15 protein-coding genes are annotated in these 17470 nt (G+C 63.7%); 4 read left to right on the top strand and 11 right to left on the bottom strand.

Annotated elements, in window-relative coordinates:
* Positions 1-213 precede the first annotated feature (213 nt).
* Positions 214-642: a hypothetical protein gene (locus BRAGE_RS56875; RefSeq protein ID WP_231164307.1), complete on the bottom strand. Its 429-nt coding sequence runs from the start codon at positions 640-642 to the stop codon at positions 214-216.
* Positions 643-738: 96 nt separating this feature from the next.
* Between BRAGE_RS56875 and BRAGE_RS56880 the strand changes: the two genes are divergently transcribed.
* Positions 739-1638, top strand: a complete 900-nt coding sequence (locus BRAGE_RS56880) for a Spy/CpxP family protein refolding chaperone (protein WP_231164306.1) — start codon at positions 739-741, stop codon at positions 1636-1638.
* A gap of 1193 nt (positions 1639-2831) precedes the next feature.
* Here the strand turns inward: BRAGE_RS56880 and BRAGE_RS0124535 are convergent.
* Positions 2832-3779, bottom strand: a complete 948-nt coding sequence (locus tag BRAGE_RS0124535) for an ABC transporter substrate-binding protein (RefSeq protein WP_027558540.1) — start codon at positions 3777-3779, stop codon at positions 2832-2834.
* Positions 3780-4229: 450 nt separating this feature from the next.
* Between BRAGE_RS0124535 and BRAGE_RS49160 the strand changes: the two genes are divergently transcribed.
* Positions 4230-5705: a sulfatase family protein gene (locus BRAGE_RS49160; protein ID WP_199820231.1), complete on the top strand. Its 1476-nt coding sequence runs from the start codon at positions 4230-4232 to the stop codon at positions 5703-5705.
* Between the two features lie 271 nt (positions 5706-5976).
* Here BRAGE_RS49160 and BRAGE_RS0124545 read toward each other — a convergent pair whose 3' ends face one another.
* From BRAGE_RS0124545 to BRAGE_RS0124585, 9 genes are all read right to left on the bottom strand, one after another.
* Positions 5977-6840, bottom strand: a complete 864-nt coding sequence (locus tag BRAGE_RS0124545; RefSeq protein WP_027558538.1) for a sugar phosphate isomerase/epimerase family protein — start codon at positions 6838-6840, stop codon at positions 5977-5979.
* Entirely contained in the window at positions 6840-8030 is a 1191-nt protein-coding gene (locus BRAGE_RS0124550) for a dihydrodipicolinate synthase family protein (RefSeq protein WP_027558537.1), read from the bottom strand. The genes BRAGE_RS0124545 and BRAGE_RS0124550 overlap by 1 nt, the downstream gene beginning before the upstream one ends.
* A 10-nt stretch (positions 8031-8040) precedes the next feature.
* On the bottom strand, positions 8041-9192 hold the full coding sequence (locus tag BRAGE_RS0124555) for a Gfo/Idh/MocA family protein (RefSeq protein WP_027558536.1): 1152 nt from the start codon (positions 9190-9192) through the stop codon (positions 8041-8043).
* Positions 9189-10586: a hypothetical protein gene (locus BRAGE_RS0124560; protein WP_027558535.1), complete on the bottom strand. Its 1398-nt coding sequence runs from the start codon at positions 10584-10586 to the stop codon at positions 9189-9191. Before BRAGE_RS0124560 ends, BRAGE_RS0124555 begins: the two co-directional genes overlap by 4 nt.
* A gap of 4 nt (positions 10587-10590) precedes the next feature.
* Positions 10591-11433 carry an ABC transporter ATP-binding protein gene (locus BRAGE_RS0124565; protein WP_027558534.1) on the bottom strand — a complete coding sequence of 281 codons (843 nt, stop codon included), beginning with the start codon at positions 11431-11433 and terminating at the stop codon, positions 10591-10593.
* A gap of 86 nt (positions 11434-11519) precedes the next feature.
* Entirely contained in the window at positions 11520-12512 is a 993-nt protein-coding gene (locus BRAGE_RS0124570; protein WP_027558533.1) for an ABC transporter substrate-binding protein, read from the bottom strand.
* A gap of 54 nt (positions 12513-12566) precedes the next feature.
* Entirely contained in the window at positions 12567-13376 is an 810-nt protein-coding gene (locus BRAGE_RS0124575) for an ABC transporter permease (protein ID WP_027558532.1), read from the bottom strand.
* Between the two features lie 269 nt (positions 13377-13645).
* The gene (locus tag BRAGE_RS0124580) at positions 13646-14305 is read right to left on the bottom strand and encodes a TetR/AcrR family transcriptional regulator (RefSeq protein WP_027558531.1); all 660 of its coding nucleotides are present in this window, start codon (positions 14303-14305) and stop codon (positions 13646-13648) included.
* A 257-nt stretch (positions 14306-14562) separates the two neighbouring features.
* Positions 14563-15411, bottom strand: coding sequence for a VOC family protein (locus BRAGE_RS0124585; protein WP_027558530.1), 849 nt, complete (start codon positions 15409-15411; stop codon positions 14563-14565).
* Positions 15412-15618: 207 nt separating this feature from the next.
* Here BRAGE_RS0124585 and BRAGE_RS0124590 point away from each other — a divergent pair, with 207 nt between their 5' ends.
* Together BRAGE_RS0124590 and rbsK are read left to right on the top strand one after the other, a co-directional pair.
* A complete protein-coding gene (locus BRAGE_RS0124590) occupies positions 15619-16512 on the top strand; it encodes a sugar kinase (RefSeq protein ID WP_027558529.1) in 894 nt (297 codons plus the stop codon).
* 17 nt (positions 16513-16529) lie between these two features.
* On the top strand, positions 16530-17438 hold the full coding sequence (gene rbsK / locus BRAGE_RS0124595) for a ribokinase (RefSeq protein ID WP_027558528.1): 909 nt from the start codon (positions 16530-16532) through the stop codon (positions 17436-17438).
* Positions 17439-17470 lie beyond the last annotated feature (32 nt).

The following is a 17470-nucleotide window of genomic DNA, read 5'->3' on the forward strand; positions in this document are numbered from 1 at the left end:
CATCCCCCGGCCATGCCGCAGCGACCGGCGATGGCGCCACATCCCGCGCCGCATATCGCCTCGCCGCCACCGCGCCCGACCCCACATTTCGCAGCACCGCCGCCGCGGGCGGCCCCGCACATAGCAGCGCCGCGGCCTGAATTTCATCGGGCGCCGGCAGCGCCGCAACGTCCGGCCATGGCACCGCGGCCGACGCCGCATATCGCCGCCCCTTCACGTCCCAACGCACCGGCAGCCGCGGGCGAGCGGCTGTCGCGACGGGACCAAATCGAACAGCGCGCGCAACAGCATCAGCAGCAGATCCAGCAGCGCCAGCAGATGGTGCAGCAGCGGCAGCGCGAGATCCTGTCGCGCCAGACGACGGAACGCCAGACTCGCATCGATCGTCTGCAGCAGCGCGTGCAGCAGCTCCAGTCGCAGAAACCGGAAGGCGCGCGGGCGTTGCGCGAACAGCAACGGACGCTCCAGGCGCAGAACCGCTTGCTGGGCCGTGAGCAGCGCGCTCAGCAAAGCGATCTGGCACGCCAACAGCGACTTGGACTGCAAGCTCCGACCGGACGGACGCCGGCGATTGCAGCCGCTGCGCAGGCTGCCCAGCGCGGGCGGTTTGCCGAGCGCTTCCGCGAGCAGGCTCCTGCGCAAGCCCAGGCGGCGCTCACCAGCCGCCAGAGCGGCTGGGCTCCCCGGCAGGCCTGGCGACATCGCCACCCCGCGGTGTTCGTCGCTTGGCTTGGGCCCGTGTTCTGGCCTTATGCCTATTCCGACATTTTCAATTACACTTTCTGGTCCTATGCCTACGAGCCTGGTTATTGGGCGTATGCGTATGACGATTTCGTCGACACCGTGTTCTGGGGTGGTGACGACCCCTATTCCGCCTATGCCAGCATCAACCCGCAGGACTACCCGCAAGCCGGCGGCGGCGGCCGCGTTCGCCAGCGCGCCAGCGTGAGTCCGCAAACGCTACAGCAATTATGCGGCACACCGGACAAGGGCGTGACCGCCTGGCCGCTTGCCGACATCGCACGGGCCGTGCGGCCGACACCGGAGCAACGCGCACTGCTCGACGAGCTGAAGACCGCGGCGGCCAACGCTGCCGGAGTGTTCAAGGACTCCTGCGCGGAGACCTATGCACTGACTCCGCCTGGCCGTTTGCGCGCGATGATGAACCGCATCAACGCGACGCTGGAAGCCGTCAAGATCGTGCGGCCGGCACTGGAGAATTTCTACAACTCGCTCAGTGACGAGCAGCAGGCCGGCTTCAACGCGCTCGGTCCCAATGTCGGCGAGCGCGCGCCGCAGCAGCAAGCCAACGCCGAGGGCTGCGGCGATCCGAAATCCGGCCTGACCCAGTTGCCGATCCAAAGGATCGAGGCTGTGCTCCACCCGGCCGGCAAGCAGAAGGAGGCGCTCGACCGCCTCAGTGACGCGACAGCCAAGGGCGTTGAAGGCCTGCAGGCGGCCTGTCCGAACGATGTCCCGCTGACGCCGGTCGGACGGCTGGAGGCAATGCAGCACCGGCTCGAGGCCATGCTGACGGCCGCCAAGCTGGTCGAGCCTGCCCTGGACGAGTTCTATGCCACGCTGAGCAGCGAGCAGAAGGCGCGCTTCAACACGCTGCAACAGGTCGCGGGTCAATGAGGGGACGCGTTCACTCGCTGCAATTTGCGCAGCGCCCGAACGACGCTGGGTGACGTAATCGTTCTGCTTCAAAGCTCGACGAGACCAGATATGTCCCCGCCGCGGCCCTCTGTGGGAGGCAATCGGCAGCCTCGTTCTGACCTCACGCGGAAATCGTCTTCCGCCCGACGGTGTTTGCGATCGCTTGAGGCTGCCCTAAAGACCGATGAGATCAGGATGAATCGTCATCGCGCTTTAGGTTATTGTTTGAGCATGATCCTTCGGAAAACCGCAGCGCATTTTGCGCTAACGCGGCCCTCCGGGTCCGGATCATGCTCTATCTCATTCGAGCCACTGAGGTTGCGTCGTTGGAAGTGAGTTGCACTGCTGGAAGTGAGACGACAACTCGAGATCGGCCAGATGATCCCAGTATTCTGCCTCTGCGAGCAGCTTCCATTTGTTCATGCTGTTGTATGCGGCCTGTTGGCGGCACAGTGAGCTCATCGCACGCAAGCGTCGCACTTTCTCCACTGCGGACCTCCCCTCGCTCCTGCTTGTCTGCAAGCGCATTTGTGTTGTGACAGCTTCGCAGATCGAATTGACGAGTCATAGTCCGGTGTTTGACGGTGACTATGATAGCGCAATCGTCTGACTTTTTAAGTCGCGCCCGGTCTCGAAACGATTTGGGCCCGACACATTGAATTCCAGAATCGTCCTTCGGTCTTTTCGGCGCAACAAAGCATCCGGAGCCTTCGGCCGAGGTCCCCCGCCCTGTCGCACCGATCACGACAATGGCCCCGACGATTGCTCGTCGGGGCCACTCAAGGTCAACAGGCAAGGGTACATCCGCCGCGTCTGCTGATCGTTGATGCCACTGATCACCGCATCCAATCTGGCGCAGACTAAGACGAGGCTGCGGCATCGACATGATGATATTCTGCCTGGAAGCTGACGGCAGTCCACCTCACCATTGGTGGTACTCCCACCGGCTCGCTGCTTCGCCAGCTAGAGGGGCCATGCCGCCGGCGGCCAAGCCGGTCGAAAGCGCGCTGCAACAGGTCGCAAGCCCGCGGGGGCGCACTTGTGGTAACCAGGGCGTGAACTCACGAACGCTGCCGCGGATCAGCGCGTCGATGTCTGCTCTACGCCCGACAGCGGCGGAATAGCCGACATCCCCCAACCGCCGCTTGGGGCCAGAAGCAGAAATCGACAACTCACTCGATCGTCTTGTCGGCACGGGAGAGTAGCATCGGCGGAATTTCGACACTTAACATTTTAGCTGTCTTCAGATTGATGACCAGTTCGAACTTTATCGGCTGCTCAACAGGTACGTCGGCCACGTTTGCGCCGCGCAATAGTCTTGCGACCTGGTGCGCGCATTGGTCGAAGACCGCGCTGAGCCGAGGACCGTATCCCATCAGTCCGCCTTCTTCCGCCTGCTCGGGCCACTGCAGAATGGCGGGCAGACGACGGAGCGCCAACCGATCGCGGATCAGGTACTGGAATTTCGATGCCAAGATCGGCGACGCCAGCACGTTGACGGCCTCGACTTCCTCGACCTTCATGGTGTCAATCACACGGATGAGATCTTCCTCGGATCGCGCGGCAAACGGAACGATCTCGACGCCGAGCCTCTTGGCCGCGCTTTTAAGAGCATCCGTGTTTGGTATCGGAAGGCGGTCGGCGAGAGCAGCTATTCGCCGGGTACCCGGCAGTGCTTCATGCAGCAACTCCAACCGCTTGGCGTCGAGCTGGAATGCAAAGATCGCGACACCAGTAGTGTTACCTTCGGGACGCGGCATCGAAGCGACAAGCTTGCTGCCAAGCAAGTCGTCCGCGATGACCACGATTGGAATACGCTGCGTCGCTTTCTGTGCTGCACGCCCTGCTTCGGCCCCGACCGCTATCAGCACATTTGGACTCGCCTCGGTCAGTTGAACGGCCGCACTGGCATAGGAAACGGCAGTCACGCTTTCGCCACGACTGTCGATCTCAAGGTTGCTGCCTCTGATAAAGCCGGCTCTGCCCAGCTCATCGAAGAAGCTGGGCGGGACTGGTCCCAATGCCGCGACGCGGTACCGCCGACCAGCCCGCTGTGCTCGGGCTTCGAGCGGCAATGCCGCAGCGCCAGCAATCAGCGTGATAAACTCGCGCCGCTTCATGGGGGCCCCGGAAGCATCTGACCGGGCTCAGTCTAGCACATTGGAAGCGAGGGTTGGTGTCCGCTACGGGGTCAAAACGCAAAGAGACTCAGCGCGCCAATCTCGTCCGCTGCATCCGCTAAGCTGGCCACCGCGAGAGCGGTGTCGGCACTTCGCTGCTGGGCCAGTACGACATGTGTGACTTCAGCGAGTGGAGACCGCCGGTATAAACTGAACCCACACATATCCCCACGCCGAACCATGACGCAGCGTCAGGCCTCTTCAGTCAATTGCGGGCCACTTTCAAGGCGGCATCTCCATGTGTGCGTTCAAGGACAATGATGCTGCCTTTCTCTGGTGCTGCGGTGCTTTCGGTTCAGCTCTCGCCGGCAACCTGTGAACTGGCCCGAAAGCAGTCAGCATGTTATGGTTTGATCTAAATCATATATCAACTTAAGAGGGATGGCGCTCATGGTTCAGCAGAGCACAATTTCTCGTCGTCGATTTGTTCAAACGACTGCAGCGAGTTCATTGGCACTCGCGGGTATGGGTCATCGTCGCCCGGCTCGGGCTCAATCGACAAAGCCGAACATCGTCTTCATCCTGGCGGATGATCTCGGCTATGCCGATGTGGGCTGCTACGGCCAGCGGGACTATACGACACCGAACATAGACCGGCTGGCGGCCGAGGGATTGAGATTCACGCAGGCGTACTCGAGTTCGCCTGACTGCTCTGCGACGCGCACGGCGTTGATCACGGGGCGCTATCACACTCGGTTGCCGGTTGGGCTCGAAGAGCCGCTTATTTCTTTGAGCCCCAAAGGGACCGGCCTGGCGCCAAGTCACCCCACTTTGCCGTCGCTGCTGAAGAATGTTGGGTATGGCACGACGCTGGTCGGAAAGTGGCATCTTGGTGATCTGCCGGATTTCAGTCCCTTGAAGAGCGGCTATGACCAGTTTTTCGGCATACTCGGCTGCTGCGCAGACTATTTCAATCATGGCGCGGAGGCTTCCCGGACGTACGTGTTACCGTTTCCCGGACTTGCTCATCAACTTTACGAGCAGGAGGTACCGGTTGAGCGTCACGGTTACATGACAAACTTACTCGGCGATCGAGCCGTGCAAACCATCGAAGGCTACGCCAAGTCAAAGGAGCCGTTTCTGCTGAGTCTGCATTTCACCGCGCCGCATTGGCCATGGGAAGGGCCAGATGATGAGGCAGAATCGAAGCGGATCAGAAACATTTTTGACCGCGATGGCGGCTCGCAGAAAACTTACGCGGCGATGGTGCAAAGCCTGGACGCCAATATCGGTCGCGTGCTGCAAGCGCTCGATGCCGGCGGTCTCGCTGGCAACACCATTGTCGTTCTCACCAGCGACAATGGCGGTGAACGATTCTCTAACGTGTGGCCGTTTACCGGCATGAAGCATGAGCTGCTCGAAGGTGGCATTCGCATTCCCGCGATTGTGCGCTGGCCCGGACGCATCGCGCCTGGGGCGGTGTCCAAGCAAGTCATGATCACGATGGACTGGATGCCGACCTTGCTGGCTGTCGCCGGCACGTCGCCGGACGCGGCGTATCCATCCGATGGTGAGGACCTCGGACAAGTTTTGAGTGGGAGCGCAGGGCCACATCCACGGAAGTTGTGCTGGCGCTATAAGGCGGGATCGCAGCGTGCTATCCGCGACGGCGATCGGAAATATTTGCGGATCGCCGGGAACGAATTCCTCTTCGATATTGAGAAAGACCCGCGTGAGCGGGCCAACCTCAAGGACCGGGAGAAAGACGTATTCGAGCGGCTGAAAAGCGACTGGGAGGCGTGGAACGCCACGATGCTACCGGAACGGTCTCGGCCGGCGAATTATGCCAACTCGAGCAATTTCCTGGCTGACCACTATGGCGTCGTTAACCCGGCGGCCTCGCCGACCGTTTCCCCAACGAGGTAATCATTGATTTGGAGGGCCTGAGTGCGCGGGCCGCCGTCGTCGAGGCAACCGGCCTCCGGTTAGTCTCGGCCTGGCGAATTGATGTCCGAGATGGGTCAAAAGCGGTAACGCTCAACCCGAGCAGATGCTTTCCGCTTGGCCATCAGCTGCTGACATTGCCTTAATGAGTACACGCCCCAAAGCGCGATGGCATGAATCACCATCGCGCTTTGGGTTACTGTTTGAGCATGATCTTTTCGGAAAACTGCTACGCACTTTTCCGGATCATGCTCTAGACCACCGTCTTGTGCCGCGCGATGCAGGTGCGCAGCAGCTCGTCCATCGGCTTGCCCCACCAGTCATTCGAGAAGATCTCGATCTCCGAATAGCCGGCAAAGCCCTGCGCTTCGACTGCGGCGCGGGCCGATTTGATGTCGATGACGCCGTCGCCCATCATGCCGCGGTCGTTGAGGATGTCCTTGGTCGGCACCAGCCAGTCGCAGACATGGAAGGCGAGCAGGCGATCCTTGCCGGCACGCGCGATCTGGCCCATCAGCTCCGGATCCCACCAGATGTGATAGACGTCGAGCGCGACGCCGAGTATGCCACTGCGGCCGGGGTCGAGCCGGTCGCAGATGTCGAGCGCCTGCTTTGTCGTGTTCACGCAGGCGCGGTCGGCCGCGTAGGCCGGGTGCAAGGGCTCGATGGCCAGCGGCAGCTTGGCCTGCCTCGCATAGTCGAGCATGTCGGCAAGAGCTTCCTCGACCTGCCCGCGCGCAGCCACGATGTCCTTCGAGGCCTCGCTGCCCGGCCGCGAATATTGCGGCAGGCCGCCGACGACGAGGACGATGCAGGGCGCGCCGAGCGCCTTGGCTTCATCGACGCAGCGGCGGTTATCGTCGCGCACCTCGCCCCGGCGCGCGGCGTCCGAGGTGAACATGCCGCCGCGGCAATAGCCTGAGAGATCGAGGCCAGCATCGCGCACCGCGCGCGCGGCACGGTCGAGACCGACGGCGGCGACCTGGTCGCGCCAGGGATCGATGGCGCGGATGCCGTGCTTCGCACAGGCATCGATGATCTCGACGAGGTCACCCTGCTTGCGAACGGTCGCCGTGTTCAGCGACAGCCAGCGGTGGTCAGACGAGAAATCGCGCATCAGGATTCGATACCGTGGGTGGCGAGCACGGTCTTCATCCGCTGCGTCGCGAGTTCGGGATTGGCGAGCAGGCCGGCCTTGTCAGCGAGACGGAACAGCTCGGCCAGATGCAACGTTGAGCGCGTGCTCTCCTGTCCCCCGACCATGGTGAAATGATCCTGGTGGCCATTGAGATACGCCATGAAGACGACGCCGGTCTTGTAGAAGCGCGTCGGCGCCTTGAAGATGTGACGCGATAACGGCACCGTCGGCCCGAGCACGTCGTGGAAGCCCGCTTCGTCGCCAGCCGCGAGCCGCGACAGCGCGTAGGACGCCGCGGGTGCAATGGCATCGAAGATGCCGAGCAGCGCGTGCGAAAAGCCTTGGCTATCGCCGGCGATCAGCTCCGCGTAGTTGAAGTCGTCGCCGGTGTACATCTTGATGCGCTTGTCGAGGCGCCGGCGCATGTCGATCTCGCGCTGCTTGTCCAGCAGCGAGACCTTGACGCCGTCGACCTTGGCGGCGTTGTTGTTGATGATGGCGACCGCGATGTCCATCGCCTTGTCGAGATCCTTGGTGCCCCAATATCCGGTCAGGGCGGGATCGAACATGTCGCCGAGCCAGTGGATGATCACGGGTTCACGAACCTGCGACAGCACACGGTTGTAGACCTTGGCGTAGTCGTCGGCGCTGCGGCCGAGTTTTGCCAGCGCGCGCGAGGCCATCAGGATGATGCGGCCGCCGACCTTCTCGACCGCCGAGAGCTGCTCCTCATAGGCCCGGATCACGTCGTCGAGGCTCTTGGCGTCCTCGACCGCGAGATGGTCGGTGCCCGCGCCGGAGAACACCAGCGCGTTGCGGCGCTTTGCCGCCGACACCGAACGCGTGATCAGCTCCAGCGAGGTCGGCCAGTCCAGCCCCATGCCGCGCTGCGCGGTGTCCATGGCTTCGGCGACGCCGAGGCCGAGGTCCCAGACGTGCTCGCGGAAGGCGATGGTCTTGTCCCAGTCGACGGCAACGGAAAGCCAGGGATCGTTGTCCGCGAACGGATCGGCGACCGTATGCACGGCCGAGAAGGCGATGCGGTTCAGCGGCCCCTCGAGCTTCTCCGGGAACGTGCGCGAGGCCGCGAGCCGGTAGGTCTCGATCGAGCGATCGGCCTTCGGCAGCTTGAGCGATAGGGATGACATCGGTTGGACGGGCTTGTTCATGTCTCCCTCCTCAGGCCTTGATCGGGGCGACGTCGATCCAGCGTCGCTCCTTCCAGCTCTTCAGCGCGCATTCGGCGAGCTGAACGCCCTTGGCGCCTTCGAGCAGCGTGAACTTGTAGGGAGCATCCTCGTAGACGTGACGGATGAACATCTCCCACTGCTCCTTGAAGCCGTTGTCGTAGCTCACGTTGTCGGGCATCTTCTGCCAGTCGCCGTAGAAATCGTGCAACCGCTTCTCGTCGGGATTCCAGACCGGCCGCGGGGTAGCCTGCCGCGCCTGGATCATGCAGTCGGTGAGGCCCGCGACTGCCGAGCCGAGCGTGCCGTCGACCTGGAAGGTCACGAGGTCGTCGCGATAGACGCGCGTCACCCAGGACATGTTGATGTGGGCGATGACGCCGCCCTTGAGCTGGAACGTCGCGTAGGCGGAATCATCCGCGGTCGCCTTGTACTTGTTGCCCTGCTCGTCGTAGCGCTCGGGAATGTCGGTATTGCCGATGCACATCACGCTCTCGACCTCGCCGAAGAGATTGTCGAGCACGTAGCGCCAGTGGCAGACCATGTCGAGGATGATGCCGCCGCCGTCCTCGCTGCGGTAGTTCCAGGACGGCCGCTGCGCTTCCTGCCAGCCGCCTTCGAACACCCAATAGCCGAACTCGCCGCGCACCGAGAGGATGCGGCCGAAGAAGTCGGAGTCGCGCAGGAAGGCGATCTTCTTCAACCCCGGCAGGAACAGCTTGTCCTGCACCGTGCCGTGCTTGACGCCCTTGGCATTGGCGAGCTTCACCACCTCGACGGCTTCCTCGAAATTCGTCGCGATCGGCTTCTCGCAATAGACGTGCTTGCCGGCATTGATGGCCTGGGTCAGCAGGCCGGGGCGCGCCTGCGTGGTCGCAGCGTCGAAGAACATGGTGTCGTTGGTGTCGGCGAGCGCGGCATCGAGATCGGTGGTCCAGCGCGTGATGTTGTAGCGCTTGGCAAGCGCCTCGACCTTGTCGGCGCTGCGGCCGACCAGGATCGGATCGGGCATGACGCGGTCGCCGTTTTTCAGGCGGACGCCGCCCTGGTCGCGGATCGCGACGATCGAGCGGATCAGATGCTGGTTGAGCCCCATGCGGCCGGTGACGCCGTTCATGATGAGGCCGAGGCGTTGGGTGGTCATGCCAATTGCTCCTGCAGTGATGTTGGCTGTTCGAGCGGGCGGAGCGCCGACCAGTCCGGATGGACCGACGTCGCAAAGCCCACTGTGTTGAGCGATCCCGTCAGGAGATCGCCATCGTGAATGGAGAGCCGGATGCCCTGCCCGGCATCGGCATAGAGATCGGGATGCGCGGCAGCGAAGGCCGCAGCTTCCGCGGCGGGCGTGTCGCCAAAACCGTCGACATAGTGATGGCCGTTGCGCTCGGCATGGGTGACGCCGATGAAGGCACCGAGCGCGAGATCCTGCTGCACGGCAAGGCCCGCCTGGCAGGTGAGGTCCTCGCCGGTGACGAAGAACCGCTCGCCGGCCGCGCTCCACTTCGCCGCGCGCGTCGCATTGACGATGGACTTGTACATCCCTTTGCAGGACTTTGAGGAGATACCGCAATAGCCCAGCGCCCGCGCCGCCGGGAAGGCATCGTAGGAATCGTCGGCCTCGTCGATGATCAAGCCATGCGCAGCCAGCGCGCCGAGCGGGGATTGCCGCGTGATGTCGCGCGGCATCGGCTGCTCGACATACAGCAGGCGTGAGGCGATCGGCCGCAAGGTGGAATCGCGATCGAGCTGGTCCATCAGTGCCTGCAGCGCGGCCAAGTCGGCGTATTGCTCGTTGGCGTCGAGCGTCACCTTGGTGTCGCGTCCGAGCGTGTCGAGTTCCTTGCCGATCCGTGCCAGACGCGCGGCATCGGCCGCGGGATTGCCCGACAGCTTTAGCTTGAAATAACTCGCACCGGCGTTCTCGTGCGCATCGGCGACACCGCCCTCGCCTTCGACGGTGTCGTCAAGGCCGACCGTATGCCGGATAGCAACGCGCGGCAGCGGCCTTCGGCCGGCGAGGAACGCGGTGAGATCAGCGTCCTTCAGATCAGGCGAAAGCCGCGCATCAATGCCCACGACGTTACCGGCCATGCCGTCGAAGAAGCTGGTCTCGGTGGCGCGTAGCAGGGCATCGAGGATCGCCTTGTCGATCTCCGCCGGGCCATAAGCCGCGGCAAGCGCCGGAATGTTCTTCTTCGCACATGTCGCGATCTGCGCACCGATGCAGGACGCATGCAGATCGAACGCGGTCAAATATCCGGTCCGCGCCAGATAGAGCCCACGCGCGATCTCCAGCGATCGTCGCAGGCCGTCGACCGTCTGCGCCGGCGACAGCTCCGGCCGCTTGTCGAACCATTTCGGCACCAGCAGCTCGGCGCTGGCGCCGACCGCGCTTCCCCTGCCCTCGACCTCGATCTCAGCGCGTACGAAGAGCTGCGGCGTCGCATTGATCGTGATCGCGCCAAAACGGAACGGCCGCGCGAACTGCACGGGGCGTTCGAAAAAGGCGATGTCTCGCAGCTTCAGGCGCGGCGCCATGGTTTTAGTCCAGCGAACCTTGCGAGAAGAAATGCTTGCGGATGCGTTGCACGAGCTCGGTGAAGACAGGATCGGCCATCACGTCGAGCGAGCGCGGGCGCGGCAGCGGCACGTCGTAGATCGCGGCGACCGCACCGGGTCGCTCGGTCATGACCAGCACGCGATCGGCGAGGAACACCGCTTCCGGAATCGAATGCGTGATCAGCAGCACCGTCTTCTTGGTCTCGCGCTGAATCCGCATCAATTCGACATTCATGCGCTCGCGCGTCAGCGCGTCGAGCGCGCCGAACGGCTCGTCCATCAGCATGATCCTGGGGTCGTGCACCAGCGCGCGGCAGATCGAGGCGCGCTGCTGCATGCCGCCGGAGAGCTGCCAGGGCAGCTTCTTCTCGAAGCCTTCGAGCCCGACCAGCTTCAGAAGCGACCTGGCGCGGTCGAGATATTCCTGCCGCGGCAGCCGCTTCATGTCGATCGGCAGCATCACGTTGTTGAGGATGTTGCGCCAGGGCAGCAGCAGCGCGTTCTGGAACACAATGCCGACATTGCCATGCGGCTTCGTCACCTTCTCGCCCTCGACCAGGACTTCGCCCGTGGTCGGCGGCAGCAGGCCGGAGATCAGCTTGAGCAGCGTGGACTTGCCGCAGCCGGAGGGGCCGACCACGACGAAGAACTCGCCGTCATTGATGTGGAAATCGAGCGGCCGCAGCGACGGCACGTCGCCGTCGCGCGTCCGGTAGGTCTTCGACACGCCTGATAGCTTGATGCCCGACGCATCGCCGGCCCGGTCGCTCACCAGTCTCAGATGCGCGGCCGGCTGCACGTCAGCTGTCTTTGTTGCTGGGTTCATTCAAACGGGTCCACTCAACGATATGCCCGTCATTCCGGGGCGATGCGAAGCATCGAACCCGGAATGACGGGCGACGATTACTGCTTTCACGAGCCACTCTTCGGCAGATAGTCGTTGGTGTAGAAGGCCTTCGGGTTCTCCTTGGCCTTGGCGTCGAGGCCGCCATATTCGACCATCAGGTTGACCGAGTCGGTCATGTTCTGGTCGGTGACCTGGAACGGCCGCTTGCTCTTGGTTTCCGCGGTCCGGTAAAGCGGAATGGTCAGCTCAAAGCCCTGCGTCAGCGTGTCGATCTTGCCGCCCTTGGGGTTGGCATCGAGGATCGACTGCGCGGCCGCCTTCGGCTCCTTCTCGGCAGCTTCGACCGCCTTGGTCGTCGCCGACATGAAGCGGCGGACGAGATCGGCATTGGCCTTCACGTAGTCGGAGTTGGCGATGATGCCGGAGGAAACCATGTTGATGCCGTAGTCGGCGAACTTGATCGGGTACACGTCCTTACCCGTGGCGTCCTTGATCTTCATCGACTGGTCCATGACGTAGCCGAGCAAGAGATCAGCCTGGCCGTTGATGACGGCGTTGAGCTTGGTCTGGCCGTCGCCGGCAACGGTCTTGAAATCGCTTTCCTTGAGGCCGGTCTTCTTCAGGAACAGCGGCCAGATCTGGGTCATGGAGTCCGCCGGCGTGATCGCCACCGTCTTGCCCTTGATGTCCTCAGGCTTTTTGATGTTCTTGTCGGCAAAACCCATGGCGGACATCGGTGAGGTCTGGAGCAAGACGCCGGTCGCGACCACGGGTGCCCCCTTGATCGCGGCGCGCATCATGGTGGGCACGTCGACATAGCCGAAATCGGCGGTCTTGGCGGCGACGGCCTGCGTGGTCGCAGCCGAGCCGCGGCCTTCCTGGATCTCGAGGTCGATGCCCTCGGCGGCATAGATGCCCTTGGCCTTGCCGTAATAGAACGGCGCGTGCTCGCCATAGACGTACCAGTTCAGCATCAGCACGACCTTGTCGGCCGCCTGTGCCGGCATGGCCGCAAACATCATCAGCGCCACTGATGCAGCCCCAATCCACCGCTTCATCGTCACTCTCCCTTTGTCGTTATGTTTCGGCCGTTGCTGAGCCGTTGCTTAAGTTTAAGATGCGAAAATCACGTCCTCACGCTGGCTGACATGCCAGGGAATGACCAGCTTCTCGATGCGGTCCACGATCCAGAACAGGATGACGCCGAGCAGCGCCAGGATCACGAGAGCCGCGAACATCGTCGGCAGGTCGAAGGTGCCGATCGAGCGCTGCATGACGTAGCCGATGCCGGAATTGGAGCCGACGAACTCGCCGACGACGGCGCCGACCACGGCGAGCGTCACCGAGACTTTCAGGCCGGAGAAGATCGCCGGCAGCGCATGCGGCAGGTTCACCGCGCGGAACACCTGGAAGCGGCTGCCCTGCATGGCGCGGGCGAGATCGACCATGTCAGGGTCGACCGACTTGAAGCCCTGCACGGCGGAGACCACCACCGGGAAGAAGCCGAGCAGGAAGGCCGAGATCACCTTCGGCAGGATGCCGAAGCCGAACCAGACCACGAACAGCGGCGCGATCGCGATCTTCGGCACGGACTGGGAGAACACCAGCAGCGGGTAGACGTAGCTCTCCACCGTCTTCGATCCCGCGATCAGCATCGCCACGGGGATGCCGAACAGCGCGGAGAGCACGAAGCCCCAGATGGTCGCGTAAGTGGTGGGCCAGGATTGGCGCAGCAGTTCCGGCCAGTCGGTGCGGAGCACGGCAAGCACATCACCCGGCGACGGGATCTGATAGGCGGGGATCTTGAACAGCCGGATCGAAAGATCCCAGGCCACGACGATGAACACCAGGAACAGCAGCGGCCGCACCCAGGCCGCATTCAGCATCTTGGACACCGCGTTTTGCGGCTTCACTTCAGCCACGTCTCACTCCCGGCATTCTTCTTCGTTCGGGCGAGAAATTAACCCGTTGGATAAATACTGTCCAGAGCTTTCCCTGTGACGTTTTGTGCAGGGTTCCGGCAGCTGAAACGTAACAGGTGGCCGCGAAGGCCGGATGGTCGCGCCCCATCCTCGGTGTCATTCCCCGCGAAGGCGGGGAATCCAGTACGCCGCGGCTTCTCCGGACCCACCGGCGTCTCTGGAATACTGGATCGCCCGATCAAGTCGGGCGATGACAGCGGAGAGTTTGGCTACGCCGTCTGCGCCACTGCGGTGCGCGACTTCGGCGCCTTCGCAATCTCGAACAGCGCGGCCGACTGGCCCGTCAGCGCGGCGAGCACGAGGCCGACCATGTGCGAAAGCCGCTCGTCCTTGGCGTCCTTGGCGAGCAGGTCGCGGCCGAAGATCACGCTGAGCGTCGCCGAGTTCGAGAGGTAGAAGAAGCAGAGGCCCGCGATCGAGATGTAGAGCTGGACCGGATCGACAGCGACCTGGAACTCGCCGCTCTCGACGCCGCGCCGCACCACGGTGCGGATCATCTCGACGAAGGGCGAGTGCATCGACTTGACCTTGGTCGATTTCTTCAAATGCTTTGCGCGCGCGAGGTTCTCGGTCTGGAGCAGCGACAGGAATTCGGGATTGCGCAGGAAGTAATTCCAGGTGAACTCGATCAGGCGCCGGATCGCCTCGGGCGGATCGAGATGTTCGAGATCGAGCCCCCGCTCCTCGCTGCGGATCTTGTCATAGGCGCCTTCGAGCACCGCAAGGTAGAGCTCGTCCTTGTTGCCGACGTGGTAGTACAGCATGCGCTTGTTGGCGCCGGCTTTCGCCGCAATGCGGTCGACGCGCGCGCCGGCAAGACCATGGGCGGAAAACTCCTGCTTGGCGGCTTCGAGAATGCGCAGCCGCATCCCCTCGGGGTCGCGCTGCCATTTCAGGGTTCGCTTTGCCTTTGCTGTCGCCAAACCGGGTGCTCGCTGGGTGGTCGTCCAGATCGCATGTATCACGCGCGCGAACGTTTGAGAACGATCTCGTGCCCAGGAGGCGGTTTCGTAGGGTGGGCAAAGGCGCACTTGCGCCGTGCCCACGTCTTCTCAGTACGGATCGAAGGCGTGGGCACGCTCCGCTTTGCCCACCCTACGGGAGTCTTCGAACGGAGAGAACCGCCTCACTCCACCGGCTTCGGCGAGCGCTCGAGGAGCACCGTCTGGATGCCGCAGGTGCCGCTGCGCACCGTCATGATGCGCGTGCCGGGCTTGCGGCCGTTGCGGACCTCGCTGACGTCGAGGCCGGCGGCGATCAGGCGGGCGCGGGTGGCGTCGATGTCGGCGACGCGCCAGCTCAGGCCCCAGAGGCGGTCGCGCTGTAGATCCCCGCCCGCCACGGGGCGGCGCACCACCTCGACGATGAGATCGCCGCAGCGGAAGAACATCAGCTGGCCCCAGTCGTGATGCGAGCGATCGAGCGCGAGATCGAGCCCGAGCCGCGCGCCGTAGAGCGCGGCGGCACGATCGGAATCCTCGGTGGTGATCACGACATGGTCGAGCCCGTCGACCGGCGCGGCGTCGGTCGCGACAGACTTCGGCCGCTCCTCGGCAAGCTCGAGAAAGAAGATGCGCACCCCGCGCGTGAGCTCGGTGGCGGCGCGCGTGCGCTTCCAGTGCAGAACCGCACCGCTCGCATCGTCGCTGCTCTCGACCTCGGCGACGGGATCGGGCTTCAGCGCCACCCGGTCCAGCCGACGGTGCATCTTGCCCATGTCTGCGACACGGAAGCACAGGCTGGCGAGCACGCCTTCATGGTCGTCGAGCAGCGCACGCATGCGGTCGGCGGTCGCGGTGAAGCCGCTCGGCGCCATCAATTCGATGGTCATGTTCTCAAGCGTGAACAGCACCCGGTCGGCGCCCTCGCCCGAGTTCTGCCAGGCCGGCGCGCGCCCGAGGAGCGTCTGATAGGCCGCCTTGGCCGCGCCGATGTCCCTGACCAGAGCGACGACGTGATCGAGGCCGGTGATCATATGTCCCCCTTTTGAACGACCTGGAACCGCGCGCCGAAAGACGGCGTTTGTCCGGGCTTGGCATGGGCCTGACATGGTCGTATTCCGGCACCATGCCGACCTCAAGCGCTTCGGGGCGGTTTTGCGAATAATTTCAGCGTCTCAGACGCGGAACCGGTGCTAGAGTAAGTGCGCCGGCCGGGACCACAAGCGCATCACGGACAAGCAATGCAGGCTCTCTTCATCGGACAGACCTATATCGACGTCGTCTTCATCACCGACCACATGCCGACCGGCGACGAAAAGCACGTGGCCAAGGACTACGCGGTCTCCTTCGGCGGCAATGCGGTGACGGCGGCGTTCTGCTGCGCCAAGCTCGGCATCGTGCCCGACCTGATCGCGACCGCGGCCAATGACTGGCTGGGGCGCATGTTCCAGGACATGTGCGCGAAATACGCGATCTCGCTGCACGGGCGGAAGGTGAACCAGTCCTCGCTGTCCTTCATCATGCCCAAGGACGGCAAGCGCGCCATCGTCCGCTGCCGCGACGACGAGCACATCCACCCTTTTCCGATGCTCAATCTCGGCGGCTGCCGCGCGCTGCATGTCGACGGCCATCAGCCGGACGCCGCGATCCACTACGCCAAGGTGTGCCGCGAGGCCGGCATTTTGACCTCGCTCGACGGCGGCGGCCTGCGCACCAACACGCATGAGCTCTTGGAATTCATCGACGTCGCGATCGTTGCCGAACGTCTCTGCGAGCAGATGGATCTGACGCCGGAGAAGATGCTCGATTATCTCAAGAGCCGCGGCTGCAAGATCGGCGGCGTCACCATGGGTGAGAAGGGCCTGCTCTGGTACGACGAGACCGGGACGGTTCAGGTGATGCCGGCAATGCCGATCCCGCGCGAGCGCGTGATCGACACCAACGGCGCCGGCGATGTCTTCCACGGCGCCTATGTCTATTCTTATCTGGCCCATCCCGGCAAAAGCTGGCGCGAGCATTTCGACTTTGCCCGCGCCGCCTCGACCTACAAGATCCAGCGCCTCGGCAACGAGGCGGGCCTGCCGACGCTTGTCGACATCGCCAAGGTCAGGCACGAGTTCGAGGTTCGAGTCTAGACTTCGCGAGGGACGTTATGGGGCGCGTCTTCGTCGCCGGCAGCATCAACATGGATGTGGTGGCGACGGCCGATCGCCACCCGCGCGTCGGCGAGACCGTCGCAGGAAAACAGGTGCTGTATTTTCCGGGCGGCAAGGGCGCGAACCAGGCGGTCGCGGCGGCACGGCTCGGCGCGTCAACGACGCTGATCGGAAGGCTGGGCAAGGATGCGTTCGGGGCCGAGCTGCGCGCCTTCCTCGGAGCGCAGGGCATCGATCTCGGCTATGTCAAGGAGACGGCGGACGCCCACACCGGCACCGCGATCATCACGGTGGCGGAGGCCGACAACACCATCGTCGTCATTCCCGGCAGCAATGGCTTGGTCAGCGCGGACGACGTCAGCGTCGTGCCGCTGCTGAAGGGCGACGTCGCGGTCAGCCAGTTCGAGATCCCGCTGCCGACGATTGCCGCGTTCTTCGCGCGGGCGCGTGAGGCTGGCGCCGTGACCATGCTCAACCCGGCGCCGGCGCAGAAGATGTCGGACGAGTTGCTCGCGCTGGTCGACATTCTCGTGCTGAACGAGACCGAGCTCGGTTTCCTTGCGGGCACCGAACTCTCTGACAGCGACGAGGCGGCGCGGATCATCGAGGTCGCGCGACACCTTCAGGCGCGCGAGAACCAGACCATCTGCATCACGCTCGGCAAGCGCGGCCTGCTCGCGCTGGCGGGGCGCGAGGAGATTGCGGTGCAGGGGCGCGCAGTGACGGCGGTCGACACGACAGGCGCCGGCGATTGTTTCGTCGGCGCGGTCGCCTCGCAACTGGCCGAAGGCGCCGCGTTGCGCGCCGCCCTCGCCTTCGCCAACGCCGCCGCCTCGATCAGCGTGCAGCGCATGGGCGCCGGGCCGTCGATGCCGACGGCCGCGGAGGTTAGGGCAATCTTGTAGCGCGAGCGCTTTCTTCACCTCTCCCCGCCTGC

Source organism: Bradyrhizobium genosp. SA-4 str. CB756 (assembly GCF_000473125.1).
GTDB lineage: Bacteria > Pseudomonadota > Alphaproteobacteria > Rhizobiales > Xanthobacteraceae > Bradyrhizobium > Bradyrhizobium arachidis.

Coding starts and splice junctions, on each gene's coding strand:
- BRAGE_RS0124580 (WP_027558531.1), bottom strand. CDS start 14,305: ATGCGGCTGCGCATTCTCGAAGCCGCCAAGCAGGAGTTTTCCGCCCAT.
- BRAGE_RS0124555 (WP_027558536.1), bottom strand. CDS start 9,192: ATGACCACCCAACGCCTCGGCCTCATCATGAACGGCGTCACCGGCCGC.
- BRAGE_RS0124565 (WP_027558534.1), bottom strand. CDS start 11,433: ATGAACCCAGCAACAAAGACAGCTGACGTGCAGCCGGCCGCGCATCTG.
- rbsK (WP_027558528.1), top strand. CDS start 16,530: ATGGGGCGCGTCTTCGTCGCCGGCAGCATCAACATGGATGTGGTGGCG.
- BRAGE_RS0124590 (WP_027558529.1), top strand. CDS start 15,619: ATGCAGGCTCTCTTCATCGGACAGACCTATATCGACGTCGTCTTCATC.
- BRAGE_RS0124545 (WP_027558538.1), bottom strand. CDS start 6,840: ATGCGCGATTTCTCGTCTGACCACCGCTGGCTGTCGCTGAACACGGCG.
- BRAGE_RS0124535 (WP_027558540.1), bottom strand. CDS start 3,779: ATGAAGCGGCGCGAGTTTATCACGCTGATTGCTGGCGCTGCGGCATTG.
- BRAGE_RS0124550 (WP_027558537.1), bottom strand. CDS start 8,030: ATGAACAAGCCCGTCCAACCGATGTCATCCCTATCGCTCAAGCTGCCG.
- BRAGE_RS0124570 (WP_027558533.1), bottom strand. CDS start 12,512: ATGAAGCGGTGGATTGGGGCTGCATCAGTGGCGCTGATGATGTTTGCG.
- BRAGE_RS49160 (WP_199820231.1), top strand. CDS start 4,230: ATGGTTCAGCAGAGCACAATTTCTCGTCGTCGATTTGTTCAAACGACT.
- BRAGE_RS0124585 (WP_027558530.1), bottom strand. CDS start 15,411: ATGATCACCGGCCTCGATCACGTCGTCGCTCTGGTCAGGGACATCGGC.
- BRAGE_RS0124560 (WP_027558535.1), bottom strand. CDS start 10,586: ATGGCGCCGCGCCTGAAGCTGCGAGACATCGCCTTTTTCGAACGCCCC.